General features: G+C 66.3%; 14 protein-coding genes. All 14 read right to left on the reverse strand.

Going from position 1 to position 12,912, the window contains the following annotated elements; all coding sequences use genetic code 11:
• Positions 1 to 108: 108 nt before the first annotated feature.
• Positions 109 to 798, reverse strand: coding sequence for a hypothetical protein (locus tag OG474_RS11045; protein WP_405062155.1), 690 nt, complete (start codon positions 796 to 798; stop codon positions 109 to 111).
• Positions 798 to 1,298 carry a hypothetical protein gene (locus tag OG474_RS11050; protein WP_405062156.1) on the reverse strand — a complete coding sequence of 167 codons (501 nt, stop codon included), beginning with the start codon at positions 1,296 to 1,298 and terminating at the stop codon, positions 798 to 800. The genes OG474_RS11045 and OG474_RS11050 overlap by 1 nt, the downstream gene beginning before the upstream one ends.
• Complete coding sequence (locus OG474_RS11055; protein WP_405062157.1) at positions 1,295 to 2,584, reverse strand: MCE family protein; 1,290 nt, start codon at positions 2,582 to 2,584, stop codon at positions 1,295 to 1,297. The genes OG474_RS11050 and OG474_RS11055 overlap by 4 nt, the downstream gene beginning before the upstream one ends.
• A complete protein-coding gene (locus OG474_RS11060; protein ID WP_405062158.1) occupies positions 2,581 to 3,801 on the reverse strand; it encodes an MCE family protein in 1,221 nt (406 codons plus the stop codon). The genes OG474_RS11055 and OG474_RS11060 overlap by 4 nt, the downstream gene beginning before the upstream one ends.
• Complete coding sequence (locus OG474_RS11065; protein WP_405062159.1) at positions 3,798 to 4,997, reverse strand: MCE family protein; 1,200 nt, start codon at positions 4,995 to 4,997, stop codon at positions 3,798 to 3,800. The genes OG474_RS11060 and OG474_RS11065 overlap by 4 nt, the downstream gene beginning before the upstream one ends.
• Positions 4,994 to 6,004: an MCE family protein gene (locus OG474_RS11070; RefSeq protein WP_405062160.1), complete on the reverse strand. Its 1,011-nt coding sequence runs from the start codon at positions 6,002 to 6,004 to the stop codon at positions 4,994 to 4,996. Before OG474_RS11070 ends, OG474_RS11065 begins: the two co-directional genes overlap by 4 nt.
• On the reverse strand, positions 6,001 to 7,038 hold the full coding sequence (locus tag OG474_RS11075) for an MCE family protein (protein WP_405062161.1): 1,038 nt from the start codon (positions 7,036 to 7,038) through the stop codon (positions 6,001 to 6,003). Before OG474_RS11075 ends, OG474_RS11070 begins: the two co-directional genes overlap by 4 nt.
• Complete coding sequence (locus OG474_RS11080; RefSeq protein ID WP_405062162.1) at positions 7,035 to 8,363, reverse strand: MCE family protein; 1,329 nt, start codon at positions 8,361 to 8,363, stop codon at positions 7,035 to 7,037. Before OG474_RS11080 ends, OG474_RS11075 begins: the two co-directional genes overlap by 4 nt.
• A gap of 4 nt (positions 8,364 to 8,367) precedes the next feature.
• The gene (locus OG474_RS11085; protein WP_405062163.1) at positions 8,368 to 9,198 is read right to left on the reverse strand and encodes an MlaE family ABC transporter permease; all 831 of its coding nucleotides are present in this window, start codon (positions 9,196 to 9,198) and stop codon (positions 8,368 to 8,370) included.
• Position 9,199: 1 nt separating this feature from the next.
• Positions 9,200 to 9,907 (reverse strand): ABC transporter permease, encoded by a 708-nt coding sequence (locus tag OG474_RS11090; protein WP_238161201.1) that lies wholly within the window; start codon positions 9,905 to 9,907, stop codon positions 9,200 to 9,202.
• Positions 9,908 to 9,969: 62 nt separating this feature from the next.
• Positions 9,970 to 10,917 carry an ABC transporter ATP-binding protein gene (locus tag OG474_RS11095; RefSeq protein ID WP_391541374.1) on the reverse strand — a complete coding sequence of 316 codons (948 nt, stop codon included), beginning with the start codon at positions 10,915 to 10,917 and terminating at the stop codon, positions 9,970 to 9,972.
• Positions 10,918 to 11,304: 387 nt separating this feature from the next.
• Positions 11,305 to 11,688, reverse strand: a complete 384-nt coding sequence (gene rplL / locus OG474_RS11100; RefSeq protein WP_405062164.1) for a 50S ribosomal protein L7/L12 — start codon at positions 11,686 to 11,688, stop codon at positions 11,305 to 11,307.
• A gap of 61 nt (positions 11,689 to 11,749) precedes the next feature.
• The gene (gene rplJ / locus OG474_RS11105) at positions 11,750 to 12,367 is read right to left on the reverse strand and encodes a 50S ribosomal protein L10 (protein WP_405062165.1); all 618 of its coding nucleotides are present in this window, start codon (positions 12,365 to 12,367) and stop codon (positions 11,750 to 11,752) included.
• 239 nt (positions 12,368 to 12,606) lie between these two features.
• Positions 12,607 to 12,909 (reverse strand): hypothetical protein, encoded by a 303-nt coding sequence (locus OG474_RS11110; protein ID WP_405062166.1) that lies wholly within the window; start codon positions 12,907 to 12,909, stop codon positions 12,607 to 12,609.
• Between the last annotated feature and the right edge of the window lie 3 nt (positions 12,910 to 12,912).

Genomic DNA, 12,912 nt, shown 5'->3' on the forward strand with positions numbered 1-12,912 from the left:
TAGTTTGCCTTCGGACCACCCTTTCCGTCAAGGACCGACCCGGTGTCTCCAGTGGGTAGATCACCCACGAGCCTGCCGACGTCCTCTTGGTGCGGAGTCACAAAGAGACTACAGTCCGGCGATCTCCTGGACCAGCCATCGGCCGTCTTTTCGGACCATCGTGAACCGGGTCCGGTTCAGATCGACCCGGGGTTTACCCTCCGTGATCGTGCTGGTGGTGGTCTGGTTCACGAAGATGATCAGCGTGACCCGGTCGGCGTCGCCGTCGCGGACCCCGACCTCGCGGACCTCGGCCTTCACGGTCGCCTTGGACTTGGTCGCCAGCTCGCCGGCCACCTTGGCGGTCTCGTCGAACTTCCCGGCGAACTCCGGGGTCATCGTCGCCCGCGCCGCCGCGAAACTCTTGTCCAGGTCGCGGTAGTCGTAACTGAGCGCGGTCTCGGCGGCTTTCCGCCCGGCCGCGGCCGCCTGCCCGCGGGCGTCCTCGGCCTGCTTGCCCTGCCAGGCCTTCACCCCGAGCACCGCCGCCACGGTCAGCACGAGCACGATCAGTACGCCGAGCAACGCGAACAGCACGCCGCCGACAGGACCTTTTTCGCTACCTTCAGTAACCGCAGGCGGTCCCGGAGGCTCTTCAACAGGGGTCTCGACAACCTCTGTTGTGTCCTGAGTCACATCATCAGGCGCATCGTCGAGCGGCTCTTCGAGCAGCTCGTCACGCTCTTCCCCGGTCGCCGGAACCACGCCGGTACGGCGTTGGCCGGCGATGCGGGGGCGGTTGCGGGGGCGATCCGTCATCAGCCCACCACCTGCAGGTCAGCCGTGAGCCAGTGGTCCTTCTCGCGGACCATGTCCAGCTTGATCCGGTACCGGCGTTCGACCCCGTCGGGCGACGACGTGTTCGTGACGAGTGCGTTCATGATCACCAGGACCTCGGCCGAGTCCTTGTCGCCGGACACCACCGCGGCCTCCTTCACATCGCCCTTGGAGGTCGCCTTGTTGGCCACCACGTTCGACTTCAAGGAGTCCAGTCCGGCCTTGAACTCCTGCTGGAACTGCCCGGTGGAGTCGTCGACCACGCGTTTCGAGTCCGCGTCCCAGGTCTGGTAGTCGTAGGTGGTGAAGTCCAGCGCGAGCTGCCGCGCGGACTTCATCGCGCCCTCGCGCAGGCTCTTGTCCTGGTTCTGCTTCTGCAGCGCGATCACCGAAAGGGTTGCGGCGGCCAGCGCGATCACCAGCAGGACGCTCAGCGCCCATGCCACGATCAGCCTGCCCAGCCGGGAGTTGCCCGAAGTCACTTGCCGGTCACCGGTCCGAGGATGAGAGCCTTCCAGGAATCGCTGCCGAGCAGCTCCTGCTGTCCACCGGTCGAGCCGAGGATCATCTCCGGCATCCCGCCGGAGCCTCCCGCCTCGCCGGTCGCCGGGTCGTAGCCGATGCCGTAGCCGGTCCGGTTCCGGTCCGGGCGCGACGAGGGGCTCGGCGCGTTCTGCGCGCCCCGGACGTTCGTCCCGCTCGACGGCGACGCCGTACAAGCGGCTTTCTTGGCCGGGGTGTCCGCGGTGTCCTGCGGCACGCGCCAGTTGTCCTTCGAGTAGCCGGCCCGGCAGGCCGGCGGGGTGAGCCCGAGCACCAGACCGAAGTGGGCGTCGTAGTGACCGGTCCCCGGGTCCTTGGCCGGTACGACGTACCCGCCCATGGACACCGCCGGATACACGACGAGCAACTGCTCGACGGCATCCAGCCGGACTGCGGTCAACTGGCTCACCGTCAGCAGGTTACCCAGCAGCACCGCGATGTCCGCACTGTTGTCCTGGATCAGGCCGGTGATCTGGGTCGAGGCGGCCGAGCCCTGGTCGATCACCTTGCGCAGGTTCGCGTCCGAGCTGACCAGGGTGTCGGACAGCAGCGCGAGGTTCTTCGCCCAGGTCTTGATCGCGTCGCCGCTGGCCACCTGGGTCGCCAGTACGGTGTCGCCGTCGTTGATCAGCTTGATGGTCTGCAGGATGTTCGCGTCCGCGTCGTCGATCAGCCGGCCGGAGCTGTCGATGATCTTCTGCAGGTCGGTCCCCTTGCCCTTCAGCGCGGTGCCCAGCTCCTTGACCGTGGTCCGCAGGCTGTCCTGGTCCACCGAGTTGACCAGCTGGTCGAGGTTCAGCAGCAGCTCGGTGGTGTCGATCGGGATCGCGGTGTTCTCCCGGTCGATCCGCGAGTTGTCCTTCAGGTACGGACCGTCGTCGCGGCGCGGCTGCAGGTCGACGTACTGCTCACCGATCGCGGACCGGTTCGCCACCACGGCGAGCAGGTCGTTCGGGATCTTGGTCTTCTTGTCGATGTTCAGGTCGACCAGTACGCCGTCGGGCAGCAGCTTCAGCTCGCCGACCCGGCCGACTGGCTGGCCCCGGTACGTCACCTCGGCGCCTTCGAAGATGCCGCCGGACTCGGCGAAGCTCGCGCTCACCCGGTAGTCGTCGTCCCACAGCAGCTTGTCGATCTGCGCGTACCTGGCGCCGACGAACGCGATCCCGACGACGGTGATCAGCAGGAACACCATCAGCTGGATCCGGACTCCCCTGGTGATCACTGCACCACCCCCGGCATGAGCGCGCGGGCCAGGTCGGGATCGAACGCCGCCCGGTTGAGCTTCGGACCGCAGACCGGCAGCAGGAGCACGGTCACGCAGGTCGTCGCGATCCCGGTCGGCTTGGCCGTCGGCTTCCCGCCCGGCTTGGTCGTCGGGTTGTGTATCGGCAGGCTCACCACACCCGTCGGCAGCGCGCTCGGGCCGACGTTCGGCAGGTCCAGCCCGAGCAGGCCCTTGAGCAGCTTCTGGGTATTGATGTCCAAGGTGATGCCCAGATTGGTGTAGTCACCCTGTACGCCGCGCGCCGCACCGTCCGGGAACGGGTACGTGAAGAGCAGCTCGAGCGACTTCGGCAGGTTCTCCCCCGCTTCGGCCAGCTTGGTCAGGATCGGGTACAGCGACTGCAGGTTGGCGACCAGGTCCTTCTGCGCGGAGGTGATCACCCGGGTCGCGGTGCTACCGAGCGTCGACAGCGCCTGCAGCGTCTTCACCAGCGCGGCCCGCTGCTTGTCGAGGGTCGCGATCGACTTCGGCAGCGAGTCGATCGCCGTCGCCAGCGTCTCCTTCTGCGCGTTCAGCTTCTTGGCCAGCGCGTCGACCGCGGTGATCGCGGTGACGATCTTCTGCTTGTTCTGGTCCAGGGTGCCGACGAAGGTGTCGAGCTGCGTGAGCACGCTCTTGATGGCCGGCTCGTTGCCGGTCAGCGCCTTGTTCAGCTCCTGGGTGATGATCTGGAGCTGCGCGACACCGCCGCCGTTCAGCAGCAGGGACAGCGCGGCCAGAACCTCTTCGACCTCGACGTTGCTGGTCGTCCGCGACAGCGGGATGACCTCGCCGTTCTCGAGCCGGCCACGCGGTGCTTCCTGACCGCTCGGCTGCGCCAGCGAGACGAACTTCTCGCCGAGCAGGCTGGTCTGGCGGATCGTGGCGCGCTCGTTGTCCGGCAGCTCAAGACTCTTCGGCAACCGGATCCGCACCTTGGCGACGTACCCCTCGAGCCAGACCTTCTCGACCGTGCCGACCGTGACGTCGTCGACCTTCACCGTCGACTTCGGCACCAGGTCCAGCACGTCGGCGAACTCGACGGTCACCGTGTACGACGGCCCCTTGATCTTCGCGCCACCCGGCAACGGCAACGAGTACACGCTGAAGTCACACCCGGTCAGCGCCATCGCCATCGCGAGCGCTCCGGCCACAATCGCCGTACGGCGTCTCATCTGACCAGCCCCCCGAGAGTCGGGTCGACCGGATCCGGGCTGGTCGGTTTGGGCTTCGCGACGCCACCGGCCGCGGCCCACGGCGTACCGGCGGGGCCACCGCTGGCCGGCGCGCTGCCGGTCAGCTGGCTGAGCAGCGGCAGCTTCGGCAGTGAGTCCAGCACCGGCTTGAGCAGCGAGCAGGTCGACAGCGGCTGGTTCACCTGCAGCAGCAGCGAGCAGATGAAGGACGACGGGTTGTCGAGCTGAGCCAGGTTGATCCGCTGGTCCAGGGTGCCGAACTGCGGGTTGTAGATCCGGGCGAGGTTGCCCAGGCCCAGCGGCGCGGTGTCGAGGATCTGGGCCAATGCCGCCTTCTCCTTGACCAGGATCTGGGAGATCTCGGTGGCACCGGAGACCGTGTTCTTCACCAGCGCGCGGTTGTCCTTGACGAACGTCGCGACCTCACCGAGCGCGGTCGCGAGCAGCGACAGGGCCGCGGTCAGGTCCTTGCGCTCACCGGCCAGCGTCGTCGACGTCGCCGCGAAGTTGGTGTTGAACTGCTTCACCAGGGCGTCGTTGGCCGCGAGCGCGGAGACGAAGGTCTGCAGCTGCCGGATCGTCGAGAACAGGCTCTGCGAGTTGCCGGCCAGCGTCCCGGTCAGCTTCGAGACGTCGGTGATGGTCTGGTTGAGCTTCGCACCCTGGCCGTTCAGGTTCTTCGCCGAGACGTCCAGCAGCCGCGAGAGCGCGCCCTGGTCGTTCGCACCCTTGGGACCGAGCGCGACCGACAGGTCGTTCAGGCTCTGGTAGATCTGGTCGAGCTCCAGCGGTACGGCGGTGCGCTCGATCGGGATCTGCGCCCCGTCGGCCATCACGTCGCCCTTGGAGTAGACCGGGGTGAGCTGCAGATACCGGTCGGCGACGATCGACGGCGCCGCGATCACGGCCTTCGCCGAGGCCGGCACCTTGTGTTTGGCGTCCCACCAGAACTTCACCCGGACCGTGCGACCGGCCGGGGTGACGCTCTCGATCTCCCCGACCTTGATGCCGAGGATCCGGACGTCCGAGCCGGGATAGACCGACACCGCCCGCGGGAAGTACGCCGTCGCCGAGACGCGCTCGGGATTCGGCCAGAGCGCGACCAGGCCGACCGCGAGGATCACCACGACGACGGCGATCGCGATCAAGCGGGAGAACGACGAGAGCTTGGTCATCGGCTGCCGCCCAGGATCGGCGGCAGACCGAGATCGATCTTCGGCAGCGGAACCTCAGGTACCGGCGCCAGGTTCTGCAGGTAGACGTCGAACCACGGCCCGGTACCGAGCGTGTTGGTGAAGAGTTTGACGAACGGCGCGAGCCCCTTGATGCTCGCGTCCAGGTCCTTCTGGTTCTTCAGCAGCACCGCGAGGACGGCGTTCACCTTCGTCAGGGTCGGGCCGAGGTCCTTGCGGTTCTCCCGGACCAGCGCGGTGATCTGCGCGGACAGCTTCTGCGTCGAGACCAGCAACGAGTGGATCAGGGCCCGCCGGGCCTGCACGGCCTGGAAGACGGTGTTGCCGTCCTTCATCAGCTTGATCAGCTGCTGGTTGCGGTCGGCGAGCACCTTGGTCACCGTGTTCGAGTGCTGGAGCAGCAGCTTCAGCTGCTCGTCGCGCTTGGCCACGTTCCGGGACAGGCGGGACAGGCCGGTCAGCGAGGCCTGCACCTCCTCCGGAGTGTTCTTGAAGGTCGTCGACAGTGTGTCCAGGGCTTTGGCCAGCTGGGCGGTGTCGATCCGCTCGGTCGTGTTCGCCAGGTCCGAGAACGCGTCCACGACGTCGTACGCCGCGACGGTCCGGGCCAGCGGGATCTCGGAACCGGCCTTCAGCTCACCGTTGCCGGACGGATTCAGCTTCAGGTACTTCTGGCCGAGCAGCGTCTTGATCTTCATCTCGGCGCCGGTCTGGTCCCCCAGCTTCACGCCCTTGTCGACGACGAAGTCGACCCGGACATGGGTGCCGTCCAGCTCCACCTTGCGCACCTGGCCGACACGGACCCCGGCCACCCGGATCTCGTCGTTCGGCTTCAGGCCACCGGCCTCGGAAAACTGCGCCGAGTACTTGGTGCCGCCACCGATCAGCGGCAGGTCCTGCGCCTTGAACGCGGCCAGCATGATCAGCCCGATCACCGTCAGGCCGATGACGCCGATCGTCACCTGGTTCTGCTCCCGGAAGGGCTTCACGGCTTCTTGCACCTCGCCGAGTTGTTCTGGTAGCTCACCGGGATGCGCGTACCCAGTGGGAGCGTGACGTTGCCGTCGAAGTTGCACAGGTAGAAGTTGAACCAGGACCCGTACGACGCCGTCCGGGTCATCGTGTTCAGCTTCTCGGGCATGTAGTTCAGCGTCTTGACCCAGATGCCCTGGGTGTCGTCGAGGGTGGTCGCGACCGTGCGCAGGCGGTCCAGATCCGCCTTGATCGGCACCCGGGTCTGCTGCAGCAGGCCGGCCGTCTTGGTGTTCAGCGAGTTGATCGAGCCGAGCGAGTTCAGGATCGGGTTGATGTCCTGGCTCAGGCCGGTGATGAACTGCTGCAGGTTGACCAGCAGCTGGGAGAAGTTCTGCTGCCGCTGCGAGACGATCTGCAGCGTCGAGGTCAGGTTGGTGATCAGGCTGCCGATCACCTCGTCCGCGTCGGCCAGCGTGGTGGTCAGCGACGCGGTCTTGGCCAGCAGCGACTCGATCGTGCCGCCCTCGCCCTGCAGCACCTTGATCACCTCGAACGCGAACTGGTTCACGTCCGCCGGGGTCAGCGCGGTGAACAGCGGCTTGAAGCCGTTGAACAGCACCGACAGGTCGAGCGCCGGCGCGGTCCGCTCCTTCGGGATCAGGCCGTTCGACTTCAGCCGCTCGCCACCGCCGACGCCGTCGGTCAGCGCGACATACCGGTTGCCGACCAGGTTGCGGTAGCGCAGCGTCGCCTTCGTCGAGGTGTCGACCACCTGGTCGGAGTCGACGCTGAACGTCACCATCGCCAACGTGTTCTGGTAGAGCGCGATCTTGTCGACCTGCCCGACCTTCACGCCGGCGATCCGGATGTCGTCACCCTGGTTCAGACCGACCGCGTCGGTGAAGACGGCCCGGTACTTCGTCGTCGCGTTGAAGGTGATGTTCCCGATCGTCACCGCCAGCAGCGCGGTCGCGACCGTGGTCACCACGACAAAGATCGACAGCCGGACGATGTCCAGCGAGGTCTTCTTGTCCAAGAGCTTGGTCATTTGAGATTCACCTGCCCGCCCCTCAGCAGCGGTCCTACCAGCAGCGTGGTCAGATCCGGTACGTCGCTCGCCGGTACGCCCATCGCCGGAGCGACGACCGCGTCGACGACCTTCTGCTCGGCCGGCGTACCAACGCCTTGGGTGTCCATCGCGAACCCGGGCATCGCGCGGTTCAGCGTCAGGTTCAGCGGAAACTTGGTCAGCTTGCCGTGGTCGCCGATCACGCCGTCCTCACCGGTGATGTACGGCGCCGGATTCTCCTGCGTGTACGGTCCCGGCTTCTCGCCCGGGTGCGAGTAGTTCTTGCTGACACAGGTCGGTCCGCGATGATCCTTGTACGCCGGGAGCTCGTTCGGCTCGTACGGCGTGGGCTGGTTGGTGATCAGCTCGAGGTTGATGTTCAGCCGGCCGTCGCGGAACGTGTCGTTCAGGATCGGGGTGGTGTCCGTCATCACCTTGAGGAAGCACGGCACCTCGGGCGCGTAGCGCTCCAGCAGGTCCAGCACCGGCTTGCTCACCTCACCGAGGCGGATGACGCGGTCCTCGTTCTGCTTCAGGAACGTGTCCGTGGTCGAGGACAGCGCCTGGACGTCGACGAAGAACTTCTGCAGCTGCTGCTCCTTCTCCACCACCGTGTTCCCGGTGACGGTCAGGTTGCGCAGCGCCCGGACGAGATCCGGCGTCGCGTCGCCGTACAGCTGGGAGACCTGGGTGAGCTTGGTCAGCGCGTCCATCAGCTTGGGGACGTTCGGGTTCAGCTTCTTCAGGTAGGCGTCGAGCTGGGTCAGCGTCCCGGCGATCTCGGCGCCGCGGCCCTCCAGCGCGGTGGCCAGCGTGTTCAGCGTCGCGTTCAGGTCGGCCGGGTCGACCGCCTGCAGCAACGGCAGGGCGTCGTTCAGCACCTTCTCGATCTCGATGCCGACCGCGGTCTTGTCCCGGGCGATCACGTCACCGGCCCGGATGTGCCGGCCCTCGGCGCCGCTCGGCGGCACCAGCGCGACGTACTTCTCACCGAACAGTGTCTTCGGCAGGATCCGCGCGCTGACCGCGCTGGAGATCTCGTTCACCTGGTCCGGCTTCAGCGACAGCTTGATCGTCGCGTCGGAGCCGTCGGTGGAGACACCGCTGACCTCGCCGACGATGATGCCGCGCAGCTTCACATCCGCGTGCTCGTTGAGCTGGAGACCGATGTGGCTGGTCTTGAGCTCGACGTCGACGGTCTTGGTGAAGACCTTCGCGTAGAAGGCGTAGGTCAGCCAGAGCAGGAAGCACAGCACGCCGATGAAGACGATGCCGTACAGCTTGTGGGGAAGCTTGTCGATCATCTGCTCACCCGGCCAATCTGACGGTGGTCGTCGTGCCCCAGATGGCCATCGACAGCAGCAGGTCGACCACGTTGATCACGACGATCGACGTACGGACCGCGCGGCCCACCGAGACGCCTACACCAGCGGGACCGCCGGTCGCGTGGTAGCCGTGGTAGCAGTGCACCAGGATCACCAGCACCGCGAAGACGAGCACTTTGCCGAACGACCACAACACATCACCTGGTGGTAGGAACAGATGGAAATAATGGTCGTACGTGCCCGTGCTCTGGCCGTAGAACTTGGTCACGGTCAGCCTGGTGGCGAAGTACGAGGAGAGCAGACCGACGACGTACAGCGGGACCACGGCTATCAGTCCGGCGATGATCCGGGTGGTGACCAGGTAGGGCAGCGACGGGATCGCCATCACCTCGAGGGCGTCGATCTCCTCGCTGATCCGCATCGCGCCGAGCTGCGCGGTGAAACCACAGCCGACTGTCGCGGCCAGTGCGATACCGGCGATCAGCGGGCCGATCTCGCGGGTGTTGATGTAGGCGCTCACGAAGCCGGCGAAGGCCGACGTACCGATCTGGTTCAGCGCCGAGTAGCCCTGGAGGCCGACCTCGGTCCCGGTGAAGAAGGCCAGGAAGGTGATCACGCCGACGGTGCCGCCGATCACGGCCAGCGCGCCGGTGCCGAGGGTGACCTCGGCCAGCAGCCGGAGGATCTCCTTGCGGTACCGCGTGATCGACTTGCCGGACCAGGCCAGCGCCTTGACGTAGAAGGCGAGCTGCTCGCCGAGCTTGTCCAGCGAGTTCAGCGGCTTCTTGACGAGGGTGTCCACCAGGGCCGACACGTCAGGCCCCCTTCGGCGGAACGAGCTGGAAGTAGATCGCCGTCATCGAGAAGTTCGCGACGAACAGCAGCATGAACGTGATGACGACGGACTGGTTGACGGCATCGCCGACACCCTTCGGGCCGCCGCCCGCGTTCACGCCCTTGTACGACGCCACGATCGCCGCGATGAAGCCGAAGACCAGCGCCTTGGCCTGTCCCTGCCAGAGATCGGGCAGGTGCGCGAGCGCGGTGAAGCTAGCTATGTAGGAGCCTGGCGTGCCGTCCTGCAGAACGACGTTGAAGACGTAACCGCCCATCACGCCGACCACGCTGACGAAACCGTTCAGGAAGAAGGCGACCAGCATCGTCGCCAGCACCCGCGGCACCACCAGCCGCTGGATCGGGTCGATCCCGAGCACCATCATCGCGTCCAGCTCTTCGCGGATCTTCCGCGCGCCCAGGTCGGCGCAGATCGCCGAACCGCCGGCGCCCGCGATCAGCAGCGCGGTCGCGATCGGCGAGGCTTCCCGGACCACAGCCAGTACGGCGGCCGAGCCGGTGAAGGCCTGCGCACCGAACTGCTTGATGAGTCCGCCGACCTGCAACGCGATCACGGCGCCGAACGGGATCGCCACCAGCGCGGTCGGGATGATCGTCACGCTCGCGACGAACCAGGCCTGCTGCAGGAACTCCTTCAGCTGGAAAGGACGGCGTACCGACGCCCTCATGGTGTCGAGGGCGAAGGCGAACAGGGAGCCGGCGTGCTTCAGCGGGGCGGTGGCGCTCAGAGTCACGTAGCCCCCACCGTGGAGGATTCGAACGAGCCGGGCGGCGGTGTGACGCCGTGCTCGCGGCACCACTCACCCGGCGGACGCTGGGTCGGCCGCAGCATGCCGCTGCTCGGCAGCTGCTGGATCGGGATCGGCGGCAGCGCGGGCAACTCCTGGCCGGCCTCGGCGGCGAGCTCGTCGGCGTCCTTCTCCTCGGACATGCCGATCGGGCCGACCATCTGGGCGTTCAGGAACTGCCGGATCACCGGCTCCTCGCTGGACAGCAGCATCTCGCGCGGACCGAACATGGCCAGATGCCGGTGGTAGAGCATGCCGATGTTGTCCGGCACCTTGCGGGCGGTGTTCACGTCGTGGGTGACGATCAGGAACGTCGGGCTGAACGCCTCGTTCAGGTCGATCATCACCTGGTTCAGGAACGAGGTCCGGACCGGGTCCAGGCCGGAGTCGGGCTCGTCGACCAGCAGGATCTCGGGGTCCAGCACCAGCGCTCGGGCCAGGCCGGCCCGCTTGCGCATCCCGCCGGAGATCTCGGCCGGGAGCTTGCGCTCCGCACCGACCAGACCGACCATCTCCATCTTCTCCATCACGATGGAGCGGATGTCGGACTCGGACTTCTTGGTGTGCTCGCGGAGCGGGAAGGCGACGTTGTCGTAGAGGTCCATCGACCCGAACATCGCGCCGTCCTGGAACAGCACGCCGAACATCCGGCGGACCTCGTACAGCTCGCGCTCGCTGCAGGTCGCGATATCGGTGCCCTCGATGAAGACGTGACCGCGGTCCGGCTTGAGCAGCCCGATCAGCGTCTTCAGGAATACGGACTTCCCCGTACCGGAAGGGCCCAGCATCACGCAGATCTCACCGGCCGGCAGGGTCAGGGACACATCGCCCCAGATCAGCTGGCTACCAAAGGATTTGGTGAGACCTTCGACGCGGACTTCTACGCCCACCGGTCCTCCTCACGGGAATCTGTAACTGGCCCCGAACCGACGAGTACTCCGGTCCAACGAGGGGGCAGTGGCCTAGGTTACGCACGAGTACGGTTTTGCGTAACCCCTCAAAGTCAAGCGATTGCGATCCTAGTCAGACCGGAATGCGAGAAGGGCAGTCTCCCGGAGGAGACTGCCCTTCTCTACACATTCGTTACGTCCCTTAGCGGAACGTAACTGAGGGTGTCTGGGGATTTCGCGCCGTAGCGAGCATGTGCTCGGTGCGGTGGCTCGGCGTGCTGGGGCGGAGGCCTCGATGTTTTTCCATCGTGGCCTTCGCACCAGTGCGGCGAGGTGCCGTGCCGAGTGCAGCGCAGTAGGCGGGAAATCCCCAGAGACCCTCTGAGGTCACTTGACGGTGACGGTGGCGCCGGCGCCTTCGAGGGCTTCCTTGGCCTTCTCGGCCGCAGCCTTGTCGACCTTCTCCAGGATCGCCTTCGGGGCGGACTCAACCAGGTCCTTGGCCTCCTTCAGACCAAGGCTCGTGAGACCGCGCACCTCCTTGATGACCTGAATCTTCTTCTCGCCGGCGCTCTCGAGGACGACGTCGAACTCGTCCTGAACCTCGGCCTCCTCGGCCGGGGCGCCCGGGCCTGCGGCCGCGGCAACGGCAACCGGGGCGGCGGCGGTGACGCCGAACTCCTCCTCGAAAGCCTTAACGAACTCCGACAGCTCCAGCAGGGTCAGTTCCTTGAACTGGCCGAGGAGCTCTTCGGTGCTGAGCTTCGCCATGGTGGCGGTCCTTCCTTAGTAACTGTCGATCACTGAATGGGGTGGTGCAGTGAGAACGGCCTCAGCTGTCAGCTGCGGCAGTCTCCTCGGCGCTCGCCTCGGCAGGTGCCTCGACCGTGTCCTGCACGGTCTCCTCGGCTGCCGCCTCGGGGGCCGGAGCCCCGTCCGCCGGCAGCTTGTCCTGCAGCGCCGCGAACAGGCGCGCGGCCTGCGACAGCGGAGCAGCGAACAGCGACACCGCTTGCTGCGGAGCCGCCTTCATCGCACCTGCGAGCTTCGCGAGGAGGACCTCACGCGACTCCAGGTCAGCGAGCTTGGTGATCTCGTCAGTGCCGAGTGCCTTACCGTCGAGCACTCCGCCCTTGATGACGAGAAGGGGATTCGCCTTGGCGAAGTCACGCAGGCCCTTGGCCGCAACCACCGGGTCGCCCTTGATGAAGGCGATGGCCGACGGACCCTCGAGCAGCGAGTCGAACGACTCAACACCCGCATCCTTGGCCGCGATCTTGGTCAGCGTGTTCTTCACCACGGCGTAGTTCACGTCGTCACCGAGCGCAGTCCGCAAGTTCTTGAGCTGCGCCACGGTAAGTCCGCGGTACTCGGTCAGCACGGCGCCGTTGGAGCTACGGAACTCGTCCGTCAGCTCTGCGACAGCGGCTGCCTTGTCCGGCCTCGCCATGGGGTCTCCTTCGTTTGGCTTTCTCGCCGCCGACCCCTGGAAGACAATAAAAAACGCCCTTGCACAGGCGGCAAGGGCGTGAACATACGAACTACACTCACACTTCTCATCACCTGCGCGGGCCGCCCACCTGAGTGGGACTTTCAGTCGCTCGAAAGCGACAACCAGCGGTCTTCGGCATGTTCATTGTGCCCGAAGGCGGCCCCGGAAACCAAATCGGCTCCCGGGACCGCCCTTCGTCAAGACAGCAGCCAGTCGAGCTCCCCCGCCTTACCTAGCTTCTCGACGGCCGCCTCGACCGCCGTTCTCGTCACCGCCGGCAGCAGGATCACGTTCCGTCGGTAGTACGGATCGCCGGACGCAGTGCCAATCGTCGCCGCGTTGTGGATCCGATCGGGGTCGTAGAAGACCACCGGGAACCGCCGGCCGTCCCGCTCCAGCTGCGCGTTCAGCAGCACACCGCGGGACTCCGTCAGGGCCCAGTCGCCGTCGTCCATCTCGTCGGCCAGTAGCAGGCTCCAGCCTGCGTCGCGCACTGTCATCTG

It is taken from the genome of Kribbella sp. NBC_01505 (assembly GCF_045040285.1).
Lineage (GTDB): Bacteria > Actinomycetota > Actinomycetes > Propionibacteriales > Kribbellaceae > Kribbella.